19 protein-coding genes are annotated in these 14,924 nt (G+C 47.1%); all 19 read right to left on the reverse strand.

What is annotated here, in order from left to right; translation table 11 throughout:
* Nucleotides 1-28: 28 nt before the first annotated feature.
* On the reverse strand, nt 29-229 hold the full coding sequence (gene rpmC, locus KI362_RS23000; protein WP_044482515.1) for a 50S ribosomal protein L29: 201 nt from the start codon (nt 227-229) through the stop codon (nt 29-31).
* Nucleotides 219-653, reverse strand: a complete 435-nt coding sequence (gene rplP / locus KI362_RS23005; RefSeq protein ID WP_044482516.1) for a 50S ribosomal protein L16 — start codon at nt 651-653, stop codon at nt 219-221. Before rplP ends, rpmC begins: the two co-directional genes overlap by 11 nt.
* Nucleotides 654-655: 2 nt before the next feature.
* Entirely contained in the window at nt 656-1,324 is a 669-nt protein-coding gene (rpsC, locus tag KI362_RS23010; RefSeq protein WP_044482517.1) for a 30S ribosomal protein S3, read from the reverse strand.
* A 13-nt stretch (nt 1,325-1,337) separates the two neighbouring features.
* Nucleotides 1,338-1,670 carry a 50S ribosomal protein L22 gene (rplV, locus tag KI362_RS23015; protein ID WP_044482518.1) on the reverse strand — a complete coding sequence of 111 codons (333 nt, stop codon included), beginning with the start codon at nt 1,668-1,670 and terminating at the stop codon, nt 1,338-1,340.
* Nucleotides 1,671-1,707: 37 nt separating this feature from the next.
* Nucleotides 1,708-1,986: a 30S ribosomal protein S19 gene (rpsS, locus tag KI362_RS23020; protein WP_044482519.1), complete on the reverse strand. Its 279-nt coding sequence runs from the start codon at nt 1,984-1,986 to the stop codon at nt 1,708-1,710.
* Between the two features lie 76 nt (nt 1,987-2,062).
* Entirely contained in the window at nt 2,063-2,893 is an 831-nt protein-coding gene (gene rplB / locus KI362_RS23025) for a 50S ribosomal protein L2 (protein ID WP_044482520.1), read from the reverse strand.
* Between the two features lie 28 nt (nt 2,894-2,921).
* Nucleotides 2,922-3,212, reverse strand: coding sequence for a 50S ribosomal protein L23 (gene rplW / locus KI362_RS23030; RefSeq protein WP_044482521.1), 291 nt, complete (start codon nt 3,210-3,212; stop codon nt 2,922-2,924).
* A complete protein-coding gene (gene rplD, locus KI362_RS23035; RefSeq protein WP_044482522.1) occupies nt 3,212-3,835 on the reverse strand; it encodes a 50S ribosomal protein L4 in 624 nt (207 codons plus the stop codon). The genes rplW and rplD overlap by 1 nt, the downstream gene beginning before the upstream one ends.
* A gap of 26 nt (nt 3,836-3,861) precedes the next feature.
* Nucleotides 3,862-4,485 carry a 50S ribosomal protein L3 gene (gene rplC, locus KI362_RS23040; RefSeq protein WP_044482523.1) on the reverse strand — a complete coding sequence of 208 codons (624 nt, stop codon included), beginning with the start codon at nt 4,483-4,485 and terminating at the stop codon, nt 3,862-3,864.
* Between the two features lie 42 nt (nt 4,486-4,527).
* Nucleotides 4,528-4,836, reverse strand: coding sequence for a 30S ribosomal protein S10 (rpsJ, locus tag KI362_RS23045; RefSeq protein WP_009226637.1), 309 nt, complete (start codon nt 4,834-4,836; stop codon nt 4,528-4,530).
* A gap of 1,221 nt (nt 4,837-6,057) precedes the next feature.
* Nucleotides 6,058-7,398, reverse strand: coding sequence for a globin-coupled sensor protein (locus tag KI362_RS23050; RefSeq protein WP_306432857.1), 1,341 nt, complete (start codon nt 7,396-7,398; stop codon nt 6,058-6,060).
* 174 nt (nt 7,399-7,572) lie between these two features.
* Nucleotides 7,573-8,763: an elongation factor Tu gene (tuf, locus tag KI362_RS23055; RefSeq protein ID WP_044482524.1), complete on the reverse strand. Its 1,191-nt coding sequence runs from the start codon at nt 8,761-8,763 to the stop codon at nt 7,573-7,575.
* Between the two features lie 100 nt (nt 8,764-8,863).
* On the reverse strand, nt 8,864-10,942 hold the full coding sequence (gene fusA / locus KI362_RS23060) for an elongation factor G (RefSeq protein ID WP_301630683.1): 2,079 nt from the start codon (nt 10,940-10,942) through the stop codon (nt 8,864-8,866).
* A gap of 47 nt (nt 10,943-10,989) precedes the next feature.
* Nucleotides 10,990-11,460 carry a 30S ribosomal protein S7 gene (rpsG, locus tag KI362_RS23065; protein WP_044482526.1) on the reverse strand — a complete coding sequence of 157 codons (471 nt, stop codon included), beginning with the start codon at nt 11,458-11,460 and terminating at the stop codon, nt 10,990-10,992.
* A 73-nt stretch (nt 11,461-11,533) separates the two neighbouring features.
* On the reverse strand, nt 11,534-11,953 hold the full coding sequence (gene rpsL / locus KI362_RS23070) for a 30S ribosomal protein S12 (protein WP_009226633.1): 420 nt from the start codon (nt 11,951-11,953) through the stop codon (nt 11,534-11,536).
* A 143-nt stretch (nt 11,954-12,096) separates the two neighbouring features.
* Nucleotides 12,097-12,348, reverse strand: coding sequence for a ribosomal L7Ae/L30e/S12e/Gadd45 family protein (locus tag KI362_RS23075; protein WP_212943434.1), 252 nt, complete (start codon nt 12,346-12,348; stop codon nt 12,097-12,099).
* 211 nt (nt 12,349-12,559) lie between these two features.
* Entirely contained in the window at nt 12,560-12,802 is a 243-nt protein-coding gene (locus tag KI362_RS23080; RefSeq protein ID WP_301630684.1) for a hypothetical protein, read from the reverse strand.
* Between the two features lie 25 nt (nt 12,803-12,827).
* On the reverse strand, nt 12,828-13,703 hold the full coding sequence (locus KI362_RS23085) for an AraC family transcriptional regulator (protein ID WP_301630685.1): 876 nt from the start codon (nt 13,701-13,703) through the stop codon (nt 12,828-12,830).
* 84 nt (nt 13,704-13,787) lie between these two features.
* Nucleotides 13,788-14,867, reverse strand: coding sequence for a GNAT family N-acetyltransferase (locus KI362_RS23090; protein ID WP_301630686.1), 1,080 nt, complete (start codon nt 14,865-14,867; stop codon nt 13,788-13,790).
* Between the last annotated feature and the right edge of the window lie 57 nt (nt 14,868-14,924).

Here is a 14,924-nt window from a genome sequence, read left to right on the forward strand (position 1 = left end):
AGGCGCTTTGCTTCACGCTGCGCGTTAATTAACTGATGATCCCAAGTTCTCTTTCACGTAATACGGTTTTAGCACGAGCTATTTCCTTACGCACATCGCGGATCCGAGTCGGGTTGTCAAGTTGGCCCGTAGCCAATTGAAAACGAAGGTTAAAGAGTTCCTCTTTAAAGCCTGCGACTTTTTGTTCAATCTCAGCAGTGGTTAAGTTGCGAAGTTCATTAGCTTTCATTTGCTTCACCACCCAATTCTTCACGTTTCACAAACTTCGTTTTGATCGGCAGTTTGTGGGCGGCAAGACGCATAGCTTCACGCGCGATTTCCTCCGGTACACCGGCAAGCTCGAACATGATCTTACCAGGCTTCACAACTGCGACCCATTTTTCTACGTTACCTTTACCGCTACCCATCCGGACTTCAAGAGGCTTTTGAGTAATCGGCTTGTCAGGGAAAATCTTAATCCATACTTTACCGCCACGCTTGATGTAACGAGTCATCGCGATACGCGCTGCTTCGATTTGACGGTTCGTAATCCAAGTAGGCTCCAAAGCTTGCAAGCCGTATTCACCGAAGTTCAATTCAGTGCCGCCTTTAGCTTGGCCTCTCATATTACCGCGTTGTTGCTTGCGGTGTTTAACACGTTTAGGTACCAACATGATTAGTTGCCTCCTTCCTGAACAGCTTGTTGTTTCTTAGCCGTAGGAAGAACCTCTCCACGATAGATCCATACTTTTACGCCGATACGTCCATAAGTCGTATGAGCTTCTGCCGTACCGTAATCAATGTCGGCGCGGAGCGTATGAAGTGGAACAGTTCCTTCACTGTAGCCTTCTGTACGAGCAATTTCAGCACCGCCAAGACGACCGCTGACTGCTGTCTTAATCCCTTTTGCTCCCGAACGCATTGTTCTTTGAATCGCTTGTTTCAGTGCACGACGGAAAGAAACACGACGTTCCAGTTGTTGTGCAATGCTTTCTGCGACAAGAATCGCGTCAAGATCAGGGTGTTTGATTTCGGAAATGTTGATGTGAACTTTTTTGCCGCCAGCGATCTTAGTGATCTCATTGCGGAGGTTTTCAACTTCCGAACCGCCTTTACCGATTACCATACCCGGCTTTGCAGTGTGGATAGTCACGTTCACGCGACTTGCCGCTCTCTCGATCTCAATACGAGATACAGCGGAGTCTTTCAATTTATTTTTCAAGTATTCACGGATTTTCACGTCTTCAAGCAGAAGATCACCAAAATCTTTGCCTGCGTACCATTTCGATTCCCAATCACGGATAATACCTACCCGCAATCCGACCGGATTTACCTTTTGGCCCACACGTTTTCCCTCCTTATTTTTCGGATACCACCAAAGTAATGTGGCTGGTGCGTTTGTTGATCCGGCTTGCACGTCCCATTGCACGAGGGCGGAAACGCTTCATTGTCGGACCTTGGTTTACGTAAGCCTGTGTAACAACCAATTTATTTACATCCATAGAATAGTTATGTTCAGCATTGGCAATCGCCGAGTTCAAAAGCTTCTCCACAATCGGGGAAGCCGCCTTTGGCGTGTGGCGGAGAATCGCGATCGCGTCGCCAACTTGCTTACCGCGGATCAAATCGACAACGAGTTGAGCCTTACGCGGGGCGATGCGCACTTGATTTGCAGATGCTTTAGCTTCCATGTGTGTTACCTCCTCTCAAACGAAGAACTTATCGTTATTAGCGTCTCGTTTTCTTATCGTCGTCCGTATGACCTTTGTAGGTACGCGTTGGAGCGAACTCACCCAACTTGTGTCCAACCATATCCTCAGTCACATAAACCGGAACATGCTTGCGGCCGTCATATACACCGAACGTATGGCCAATGAATTGCGGGAAGATGGTGGAACGACGGGACCAGGTCTTGATCACGACCTTCTTGTTCGAAGCGTTCACTTCTTCCACTTTCTTGAGCAGGTATCCATCGATAAATGGACCTTTTTTAAGACTGCGACTCATTTATTTATCCTCCCTTCGTTACGCTGCTTGAATCCTTAGTTCATCCCCTGCCGCGAAGCGATCCGCTAAGCGCGGATTACTTCGTGCGGCGGCGAACGATATATTTATCGGATGCTTTACCTTTTTTACGAGTCTTGTAACCAAGGGTCGGTTTGCCCCAAGGAGACAATGGAGATTTACGTCCGATCGGAGCGCGGCCTTCACCACCACCGTGAGGGTGATCGTTAGGGTTCATGACGACACCGCGAACTTCAGGACGTTGTCCGAGCCAACGGCTGCGTCCGGCTTTACCAATCTTGATGAGCTCGTGGTCACCGTTGCCTACAGCACCGATAGTAGCGCGGCAAACCTTCAGAACCTTACGAACTTCGCCAGAGGAAAGGCGGATCGTTACATATTTCTCTTCTTTACCCAGCAATTGAGCTTCTGTGCCGGCAGCACGGACCAATTGTCCGCCTTTACCAGGCTTCAACTCAATGTTGTGGATCACTGTACCTACAGGAATATTTTCAAGCGGCAATGCGTTGCCGATTTTGATGTCGGAACCCACGCCTGACTCGATTACGTCGCCAACCTTCAAGCCTTTAGGAGCCAGGATGTAACGTTTTTCACCGTCTGCATAATGGATCAAAGCGATGTTGGAAGTCCGGTTCGGGTCATACTCGATTGTAGCAACGCGGCCTGGAATTCCATCTTTGTTCCGTTTGAAGTCGATGATGCGGTATTTACGCTTATGTCCGCCGCCATGGTGACGAACCGTAATTTTACCTTGGTTGTTGCGGCCAGCTGTTTTGCTCAGCGGAGCCAGCAAAGATTTCTCCGGTTGATCCGTGGTGATCTCTTCGAATGTCGATACGGACATACCGCGTCTCGCCGGAGATGTCGGTTTAAACTTTTTGATAGGCACTAGATTTCCCTCCTTACTTTAACGATTTTTATACCGATTCAAAGAACTCAAGCGGCTTGCTGCCTTCCGCCAAAGTAACGAACGCTTTCTTCCATTCCGGAGTATATCCGAAGTGACGTCCGTAACGTTTAGGCTTGGCAGGTACACGCAAGGTATTTACATTGCTCACTTTTACATTAAAGATCGCTTCTACAGCTTTCTTGATTTCGGTCTTGTTAGCTTTAATGTCTACTTCGAACACATATTTCAGTTCGTTCATGTAGTCAGCCGTACGTTCCGTAATCACCGGACGCTTGATAATATCACGAGGATCTTTCATTACGCGAGCACCTCCTCTACCTTCTGAACTGCTTCCTTCGTAATGATCAGCTTATCGTGCGAGAGCACATCAAGAACATTAATGCCGTCAGCCGCTACGAATTTCACACCCGGAATGTTACGAGCGGAAAGCGCCACGTTATCATCATAAGAAGGAGCTACAACGAGAGCTTTACGATCAACCTTCAGGTTGTTCAAAATCGCTGCGAATTCTTTCGTCTTAGGAGCGTTCAGAGCCAATGCATCCAATACGATGATGTCCTGATCGATCACTTTTGCGGAAAGAGCCGATTTGATCGCCAAACGACGTACTTTCTTCGGCAATTTGTAAGAATAGCTGCGTGGAGTTGGTCCGAATACCACACCACCGCCTACCCATTGTGGAGAGCGGATAGAGCCTTGACGAGCACGACCCGTACCTTTTTGCTTCCAAGGTTTACGGCCGCCGCCGCGAACTTCAGAGCGTCCTTTTACTTTATGGGTACCAAAACGCAGGGAAGCGCGCTGCATAACGACTGCTTCATGAAGAACATGAGTATTAGGTTCGATACCGAATACCGCGTCGTTCAGCTCAACTTCGCCAACTTGGCTACCACTAACATTAAATAGTGCTACTTTTGGCATTTGTTGTTCCTCCTTTCTTTCGTCAATTATTTCTTAATGGTTTGTTTTACTTTTACAAAGCTATTTTTAGGACCCGGGATCGAGCCTTTTACAAGCAGAACATTACGTTCTACATCGACCTTCACCACTTCAAGGCGTTGAATCGTAACCGTCTCGCTGCCCATGTGTCCTGGAAGGTGCTTGCCCTTCGGAACGCGGTTCGCTTGAATCGAACCCATGGAGCCCGGTCTGCGATGATAACGGGAGCCGTGCGACATAGGACCGCGGCTTTGTCCCCAACGCTTGATGTTACCTTGGAATCCTTTACCTTTGGAAATACCCGTTACGTCAACAAATTCGCCCTCTGCAAAAATATCGACCTTGACCTCTTGGCCAACCTCGAATCCTCCCAGATCAACACCGCGAATTTCGCGAACGTAGCGCTTAGGAGCAGCACCAGCCTTTTTAGCATGGCCTACTTCAGGTTTGTTAGCTCTCGCTTCCTTCTTATCGGAGTAGCCGAGCTGGATCGCTTCGTAGCCATCGTTCTCCAGGTCTTTCTTTTGAAGAACTACGTTGCCACTAGCTTCGATAACCGTTACAGGAACTACGTTCCCTTCCGGAGTAAATACTTGAGTCATTCCAAGCTTTTTCCCTAAGATACCTTTCATGTTGACACCTCTTTTCCTTTCCTATTCCATTACATAATGGGATTACAATTTGATTTCGATATCTACACCGGACGGCAGGTCCAAGCGCATCAAGGCATCCACAGTTTGTGGAGTCGGATTAACAATGTCGATCAGACGCTTATGAGTGCGTTGCTCGAATTGCTCCCGGGAATCCTTGTACTTGTGTACCGCGCGGAGAATAGTAATCACTTGCTTCTCGGTTGGCAGCGGAATCGGTCCGGAAACACCTGCACCCGAACGTTTTGCTGTTTCAACGATTTTCTCTGCGGATTGATCAAGAATTCTGTGGTCGTAAGCTTTCAAACGAATACGAATTTTTTGCTTTGCCATTTTAGTCCCTCCTTCTATCGCCCAATTTAGTATCGGACATACTCCGTGAAAATTTTCTGACCACTCTCCCATGGCAAAGGGGCCGGGTGTGTCAGTAACCTCTCACATCATCGCACAGTCACAGAACAACATTCATTATTATATAGAAAAGCCCTGCCCATTGCAAGTGATTTTTTAAATTGTTTGCAGCAGGGATTTGCTGAGATAAATGTGTTCCTGGAGAGGATGTGACGACTACCTTCTATATAATAAGGGCCGTCTCAATAGATCCTGGATCTAGCGAGACGGCCTCTTTCTATATGAATGTGACAGCAATCGATATAAAGCAAACTAATGATGCTGCGTGCCGAGGGTAACATGTGAATTCTTAGATTTAACTTAGTTCTACCAAGGGAGAAATCCGCTCACAAAGGCGACCGCTCCGCTTCTGCAGCAACCTTCACACTTATACCCTTATTACGCAGGTTATTGAACTCGACTTTGCATGTGCCGGATGGCACTGCCCCCTCTTTATGACGCTAATGCATTTACAAACAGAATACGGACAATACCCTATCTCCATCGGATAGGTGCCTGTATTTACAACTAAACTTACATAGCAAGAACTATCCCAGGCAGATTCTGCAAAATCCGCCAAGTTATCAATCCCCCATCGCACCGTGCGCAAATCTCAGCGCGGGGTGTTTCGCAACATGATGTGGTCGTTCGACCACATGCAATACGTATCACACGCATGCAGTGAAAAAGCTTACCTTAAAATCAGTGGAAATGGCAGAAATACGGATATAGTGAAATTTTTGAGCTTAAAGTTGAGTAAACCATGGATTTTTCAAGTTACTGGAGATCTAAGGCAAGTTTTTTCACTACAGGTAGGTTCGAGCGCCGAACGGAGAATGTAAGGGAAGAAATTTCACTAAATTCGCGCCATTGCGACCGAATCGTAAGAACATTACTCTTCGCAGTTATTATTTATCTTTATCTTCAATAAGAAGGCAGATTGTTATCTAGCGAGACAGCCTTTTCACTATTGAGAAATACTGCTGTAACGGAGTAGAGTAATGTGCTGAAGAAGCGTCAGCGTTGGCCTTTGTGAGCGGATTGCTGCCTCTTAGCGATCTTATTCAATCAAAGCAATCCGATGACAACAGCGATCGTAAGAACATTACTCTACGTAGTTCCCTTAAAAGTATCTCTTCTATATAAAACTGCTGTCTCAACAGATCATAACTGGCTCGATATCCGGTTAAGCCGCTCAGCCGATTCAGCTACCGTTGCCGTTGAAATTCCGATTCCTTCTATTGTATAGATCAAATCCTGTATTTGAGCCTCTAGCATACTTACCTCGTGGACACTGTTCTGAGTGGAAGCCAGGATATGCCTGAACATCTCGCCGCTTTCGCCTGAATGACTCATTCCCTGATCTGCCAAATGCCGCACCTCTTCTATTTCATCCACTACTTGTCCCGTCATATCCACGGACTGACGAATAAGGGCTGCAATCTGTACAACCGTCAGCTTCGCTTCTTCGGAGAGCTTATTGACCTCTTTAGCCACAACAGCAAACCCTCTGCCTTGTTCACCTGCTCTTGCCGCTTCAATAGAAGCATTTAATGACAGCAGCTTGATCTGACTGGCGATCTCTTCTACAGCGAGAACAACATTCCGAATCTTGCCGGACGACAGATTCAGCTCCTTAACGGCTGCTTCCATAGCTTCCATCCTGAAATGAATTTCCTGAATATGCTCTTGCAATCGGGACAAAATTTGTCCGCCTTGCTCGGCTTGCTCCTGAGTAAGCTGAGAGGCTTCCGAGGATTTCCGGATCGCTTGATTCACTTCATTCCCGCTTGAGACGAGTTCTTCCACTGCTGCATTCGTGGAAAGACTTAAATCCTCAAGCTCCTCGCTGAAGGTGCTGATTTTATTTTTAAGCTCGCTTTTCACTAGCTCGTATTGCTGCTCTTTTTCCTTGATATTTTCTCTTTCATAGGCTTCCAGCACAAGCTGCTGCTCCACGCTGAATAGCTTGGAGATGGTTTTGATCATGTCCAGCAGCTGCGCCTCATCCTTCACCTCATTATGCAGCATTTGCAGAAATGCATTTTGCAAGTTCTGAAATGCAGATAGATACCACTTGGGCTCCAGCCCGATACGCTTATGCACCTTTGCAATCTGCAGCCGCTTTTCCACAAACTCATCATCTATATCGGAGGAGAACATCTCCAGCAGATGCCGCTTCAAAGTGAGCTTAAGCCGCTCAATCGTACTATGACTGCGGATCATTTCCTCCAATTTGGATACCTCGAGGATAGATTGATAGAACACATCCACAATCCCGTCAATGCGTCGTTCCACCAAGGGCTGCATCAATCGCAGAATTAGAACGTCCTTTTCCCCGAAATGAATCATTCTTAATTGCTCCCCAATTTCAGACTGACTGTCGGGCATTATAAGAGTATTATTATGCACAAGAGAATTTGGACTATCTGAAATCGCAGGCTGTGAATCCGCAGACTTACTTTCAGAAGATGATGAGTGTAGCATTGAAAACGGCCATTTCATTGCGATCAACCTTCTCTCGAATAGTTAAATTTTTAAATACTCTTTCGAGAGGATTATACAAATGAAAATTACCATTGTAAAGAAATTTTCAGCATGATTCGACATTATTCCGCAATACTATCTGCGGCACAAAAAAGCCCGCTCGAATGAGCGGGCTTTCGAATAAGACAAGTCTTATTTGCTGATGGTAACAACGGCGCCAGATCCAACTGTACGTCCGCCTTCACGAATGGAGAAGCGAGTTCCTTCTTCGATCGCGATTGGGCTGATCAGTTGTACTGTAACCTCAATGTTGTCGCCAGGCATAACCATTTCAGTACCTTCAGGCAGGTTGATAACACCTGTTACGTCAGTTGTACGGAAATAGAATTGTGGACGGTAGCCAGTGAAGAAAGGCTTATGACGTCCGCCTTCTTCTTTAGTCAATACGTATACTTGAGCGGAGAACTCAGTATGCGGATTAACGGAAGCTGGCTTAGCCAATACTTGACCGCGTTCGATTTGGTTACGGTCTACACCGCGGAGCAATGCGCCGATGTTGTCGCCCGCTTGAGCGGAATCGAGCAATTTACGGAACATTTCAACGCCTGTAACGACGGATTTCTTAGTTTCTTCCTTGATACCAACGATTTCGATTTCATCGCCGACTTTAACAGTACCGCGTTCTACACGACCTGTAGCAACTGTACCACGGCCAGTGATGGAGAACACGTCTTCGACAGGCATCAGGAACGGTTTGTCCACTGGACGCTCTGGAAGAGGGATGTACTCGTCGATGATTTCGAACATTTCAACGATTTTCTTAGCCCAATCGCCATCAGGGTTTTGAAGAGCTTCACGAGCGGAACCTTGGATGATTGGAGTATCATCACCAGGGAATTCATATTCGTTAAGCAGGTCACGAACTTCCATTTCAACGAGTTCGATCAGTTCAGCGTCTTCAACCATGTCGCATTTGTTCAAGAATACAACGATGTAAGGAACGCCTACGTTACGGGACAACAGGATGTGCTCGCGAGTTTGCGGCATTGGGCCGTCAGCTGCGGATACAACCAGGATTGCTCCGTCCATTTGAGCAGCGCCGGTGATCATGTTTTTAACATAGTCGGCGTGCCCTGGGCAGTCAACGTGTGCATAGTGGCGGTTAGCGGATTCGTATTCTACGTGGGAAGTAGAAATTGTGATACCGCGTTCGCGCTCTTCTGGAGCTTTGTCGATTTGGTCGAATGCGATAGCAGCACCGCCGTAAGTTTTAGACAATACAGTCGTAATGGCTGCAGTCAGAGTAGTTTTACCATGGTCAACGTGACCGATTGTACCGATGTTAACATGCGGTTTTGTACGTTCGTATTTAGCCTTTGCCATTTTAAACATTTCCTCCTTAAAATATGGATTGTTATGTTGGACTAACCGGGGAGCCGGTACTCCTTAGTAAGACCATGCACCCGGTCAGCAGATACTAATCTTATTCTCCGCCCTTATTCTTGGACACAATTTCCTCGGCGATCGTTCTAGGAACCTCTTCATAGTGAGACAGCTCCATCGAGAATACGCCGCGTCCTTGTGTACCGGAGCGCAGAGTCGTCGAGTAACCGAACATTTCGGAGAGAGGCACCTTCGCACGGATAATTTGAGCGCCACCACGGGAATCCATACCTTCGATCCGTCCGCGGCGGGAGTTCAGCATACCCATAACGTCACCCATGTACTCCTCAGGAACCGTTACTTCAACCTTCATGATTGGCTCAAGCAATACAGCTTGGCACTTTTCCTTAGCGGCCTTAAGCGCCATGGAACCGGCGATCTTAAATGCCATTTCACTGGAGTCAACGTCATGGTAGGAACCATCAACGATGGTCGCCTTAACGTCTACCAATGGGAAGCCTGCAAGGACACCGTTCTTCATGGCTTCTTCGATACCTTGTTGCGCAGGAGCGATATATTCTCTCGGTACGGAACCGCCGACAATCTTACTTTCGAACTGGTTACCGCTTCCTGGCTCCAATGGTTCAAATTCAACCCACACGTGACCGTATTGACCACGACCACCGGATTGACGCACGAATTTACCTTCGACGCGAGCAGGAGCCTTGAACGTTTCACGATAAGCAACCTGAGGTTTACCTACGTTTGTCTCAACCTTGAATTCGCGGCGCATACGGTCGATGATGATATCCAGGTGAAGCTCACCCATACCTGCAAGGATCGTTTGGCCAGTCTCTTCATCAGTATGAGCACGAAGCGTAGGATCTTCTTCAGTCAGCTTGCCGAGGGCAACGCCCATTTTATCCTGGTCAGCTTTTGTCTTAGGTTCAACGGCGATTTCGATAACCGGATCAGGGAAGTTCATGGATTCGAGAATAACCGGAGCCTTCTCATCACACAGTGTATCACCTGTTCCCGTATCTTTCAAACCTACAGCTGCTGCGATATCACCCGAATAAACTTCGGTGATTTCTTTACGGCTGTTGGCGTGCATTTGCAGAATACGTCCGATCCGCTCACGCTTGCCTTTTGTTGCATTCAGCACATACGAACCGGATTGCAGAATACCGGAGTACACGCGGAAGAACGTCAGCTTACCCACGTAAGGGTCAGTCATAATCTTAAATGCCAACGCGGAGAATGGCTCTTCGTCAGAGGAGTGACGCTCAACTTCAGAACCGTCTTCCAAATGACCCTTGATGCTTGGGATGTCGATCGGAGCCGGCAGATAATCTACAACAGCGTCCAATACTAGCTGAATCCCTTTATTACGGTAAGAAGAACCGCAGACTACAGGGAAGATCTTAACATCTACTACACCTTTACGAAGAGCTGCTTTCAGTTCTCCAACAGTGATTTCTTCACCTTCAAGGTATTTCATTGTCAATTCTTCGTCAAGCTCTGCAACCTTTTCTACCAACTCCGCACGAAGTTCTTCAACCTTCGCTTGGTACTCGGCAGGAATTTCGGTTTCTTCGATGTTTTGACCCAGGTCGTCTTTGTACATATATGCTTTTTGCTCAACAATGTCGATAATACCGACAAAGTCGCTTTCTGCACCGATCGGCAGTTGGATTGCAACTGCGTTCGCTTGCAGACGCTCGCGCATATCATTGACAACGTTCAGGTAGTCCGCACCGATGATATCCATTTTATTAACATAAGCGATCCGAGGAACGCTATACTTGTCAGCCTGTCTCCAAACAGTTTCTGACTGAGGCTCAACGCCTTCTTTCGCACTGAAAACGCCTACTGCCCCGTCCAATACACGTAGGGAACGTTCAACTTCAACAGTGAAGTCAACGTGCCCCGGGGTATCGATGATATTTACGCGGTGACCCTTCCAGGAAGCGGTAGTAGCAGCGGATGTAATCGTAATCCCGCGCTCCTGCTCTTGCTCCATCCAGTCCATTGTTGCAGCACCCTCGTGAACTTCCCCGATTTTGTGCGTAATGCCTGTATAGAACAAAATACGTTCCGTTGTAGTTGTCTTACCGGCGTCAATATGCGCCATGATCCCGATGTTACGTGTATTTTTCAAGGAGAACTCTCTTGCCATGGATTTGTCTCCCTTCAAAATATAAATTTAGAATGTAAAACCGAATCCTACCAGCGGTAGTGTGCGAACGCTTTGTTCGCTTCGGCCATCTTGTGCGTATCTTCGCGTTTCTTAACAGAAGCGCCTGTGTTGTTGGATGCATCGATGATCTCAGCAGCCAAACGCTCTTCCATCGTCTTCTCACCGCGGTTGCGGGAGTAGTTCACGAGCCAACGTAATCCCAAGGATGTACGTCTTTCCGGTTTTACTTCGATAGGCACTTGGTAGTTGGCACCGCCCACACGACGAGCCTTAACTTCCAATACAGGCATGATATTTTTCAAAGCTGCTTCAAATACTTCCATAGGGTCATTCCCGGTACGTTCTTGAATCAGGTTGAACGCATTATACAGAATGCTTTGAGCAACTCCACGTTTACCGTCGAGCATGATGCGGTTGATCAAGCGAGTAACAAGCTTGCTGTTATACACCGGATCCGGCAACACATCTCTCTTCGTAACTGGACCTTTGCGTGGCATAGTTATCCCCCTTTCAGTAATAATCCAAACCTTGTTCGGTTCAATAAACTAATGTTGGCATTAGCTTAGGATTTTATTTCTTGGCTTTAGGACGCTTAGCACCGTATTTCGAACGAGCTTGCATACGGTTGTTAACGCCTGCTGTATCAAGTGCTCCACGTACGATGTGATAACGTACCCCTGGAAGGTCCTTGACCCGGCCACCGCGAATCAATACAACGCTGTGCTCTTGCAGGTTGTGACCGATACCTGGAATGTAAGCCGTCACCTCTACACGGTTCGTCAAGCGAACACGGGCATATTTACGAAGTGCGGAGTTCGGTTTCTTAGGAGTCATTGTACCTACACGTGTGCACACACCGCGTTTTTGCGGGGAGCTCAGATCAGTAGCCTCACGCTTCAAGGCGTTAAAACCTCTTTGCAATGCTGGCGACTTGGACTTGTACACTTTGTCTTGACGTCCTTTACGGACGAGCTGGTTAATTGTTGGCATGTTGTTGCCACCCCCTTCCTCAATATTCATGTTTCCTTATAAACCACTTTTTTAAGCCCACAGACCCAGGCGGTTCATAAAAGAACAAATGAAAAGTTTTTGCCAGAGGGATAGACCCCTTGCTGCAAAAACAGTTCTTTCAGCTATGGTTTTACGATTGCCGCCATTGCCGCCCCGACCTCAATCCCGCAAGCCTTGCCGAGATTGTGCATCGTATCCACCAGCGTCAGCTTGACGCCGCGCTGATTACAAAGCGCAATGATCTTCGATGTCAGGCGCGGATCTGCATCTTCTGCCACATATACTTCTTCAGCGAGACCAAGCTCGACCATTCGCATCGTCTGCTTGGTGCCGATCTTGATATGGGCATCCTGTAGTCCTTTATCATTAGACATACGCATTGTCCTCCAAAGCACAGGGTGTACACGAACTCACGCACTTTGATATATTATCACTCCGGATAGGCGATGTCAAGCAGATTATTGAAAGAGAATCGTCATTCATATCTTATTAGAATAGCTCTCATTTCTCTCGAAATTTTGATTTTTCATAATTAAAAGGAATGCTTGTCCCAACGACCACATCTTCGATCTTATCGATTATCAGCTAATCGTCCATATTGCCTTGATGGTCAAAGGCGAGAGGCGGATCGATTCTCTGCACGTCTTCGAATTCAACAAGGCATAAACACTTTTTGTGCCAAATGCTTTCCCCTTCATGCACTCGGCTATGCGGAATTTTACGGCCAGCCGCACCTCTTACAATCATTGTTTTTGTTCCGGACAGAATTTTATCCAGTACACGCTCACCCAACTTCCCCGCATTATCACAGTACACTAAATGTACCATACTTTTCATTCCTCACTTTCATAGCCTAAATGTTCTGATTTTGCATTTTCTTCACGACTGGAAGCCATACTTCGGATCGGTAATCCGCAGCTTGTTGATCCCCGTTGGTGTATATCTCAACGTCCGGGGCATCGGCATATTCATAGCCGGAGGTGGGAAGCCACTCGGTAATAATCCGTCTTTGCATATCCTGCATAGTATGAGGCAGCGGTCCAACGCACTCAAAGATCGCCCAAATCCCTGCCGGAACGATCGTCTCACACATGCCCTCCGGTGCAGGTGAATTGGTAGCTGCAGCAATGTAGTAGTCCATCTTTTCTCCGTTCATACAAGTACTGACGCCCAGGATACTGAAAGGAGGCTGATCCATCATTTCCACGAGCCTCATAAGACTTCCATCCTGCGCTACCTGTTGCCAGAGTTGAGGGATCTTGGCAAAATTCTCCTCCAGGTTTACATCCATGCTTTCTTTTACGCCTACGATACGAAATGCCTCTTTCTTCTCAATCCTGTATTCCATTTCCGTCTCTCCCTTAATTGAAACTGAGATGCGAATTCTTGGAAACGCCTTGAGTGGCGTGCCCTCGGTACGTGCAGTGGAGGGGGCAGTGCCATGCAGAGTCTGAAATGCCCGATTAAAAGAGGTTGGAGAGTCGTAGCCATATTTCAGCGCCAGATCAATAATCTTGATGTCGCTAGTCTGCAAATCAAAGGCGGCGGCTGTCATCCTTCTCCTGCGAATATATTCGGATAAGGGAATGCCTGCTATGTAAGAGAACATTCGTTGAAAATGAAAGAATGAGCAACAGGCAATTTGCGCTATTTTCTCAAAATCAATCTCCCCATCCAGATTGTCTTCGATATAATCGAGTGCTTGATTCAAACGTCCAATCCATTCCATTCTTTTCGCTCCTACTCTCAATTTTAATGCTCCCTCTTTCGCACTGCCTCTCATTCTCTGTTCGAAAATGCGAGTTCAACCGTATTAAAGGAGGAATAAAACCACAAGACTAATTGCAGTCATCGCGGAATAAATGAACTTGTTCATTTGATACACTCTCAAAGAACCGAAGCCTTCGAATGGATATACAGGAAGCAGTTTATAGATCAATAAGATACTGCCTAGCCGATACAGATATGACGTGAACTCCAGATCCGTCCACACCCATTTGGACAGGGCAACGGTCAGAAGTAGATAGATCCAGCCCATGACGGCACCGCCGCCCCCGATCCACCGAAATCTGGAAGTATTCTCGTATTTCTCGGGAATCCAGTTGCCTAGCATAGGAAAGACTCCGCCGAGAAGCGGCACTAGCAAGGGAATTATAAATCCGCAGTTTGTCAGACGAAAGTTCCATCGGTGCTCCGAGATCAACCCAATCCGGGTAAAAAGAAGCTCCCCTATCAGCAATGTCCCATAAGCGAGCAAGAACCAACCCAGGTGAAGCTGCCTGTTCAGCAATAATGCTGTGCAAACCATGATCAGATTTAAAAGTATGTAAGCGGCGATCTGCAATAAACTAGAGTCTGCCCTTTTCTTGACCGGTACCGTCCTTGCAGCCAAATATAAATCCATGCCATAAGCAAACGCAGTCGGCGTTGATTTTAACACGGACACTAGCCCTCTTATTCCTAACAATCTTCGTAGTTCCATATAAGTGACTCTTGCAAACCCGCTTTTCTCAAGCGCTCGCCAGGACCCGGCATTCTCATCCTTCACTTGTGCCGTGATAAAGGTACAACCTAGCTCCCAGAATCGTTTTGTTGCTGCTTTGTACAATTGCCTTGCTATTCCTCTTCCTCGACAGGCAGGATCAACAAATCCGGCGCTGAAGTCTCCAATCAGCACTCCTTGCTCCCCTTTTAGAAGCTTCAAGATCACAGCACCAACAATCTTTTCTCCTTCGATTGCAACTATAGCTTCTTTGGGCAGCGATATGAACAGGCTCTCTAAGCTGCTGAAGGCTCGTCTGCCTAATTGCTGAACAGTCTTGGCTTCATCCTCCCTCATGATTCGGATCTGCGTTGCTGATTTATTCTCTGAAAGGGTTATTGCCACTGTCATGACCTCACTCCTCCTTGATCAATAATTCACATGATCCTATCTATTAATTCTGCTTAG

The sequence above is a fragment of the Paenibacillus apis genome (assembly GCF_018333295.1).
Classification (GTDB): Bacteria; Bacillota; Bacilli; order Paenibacillales; family Paenibacillaceae; genus Fontibacillus; species Fontibacillus antibioticophila.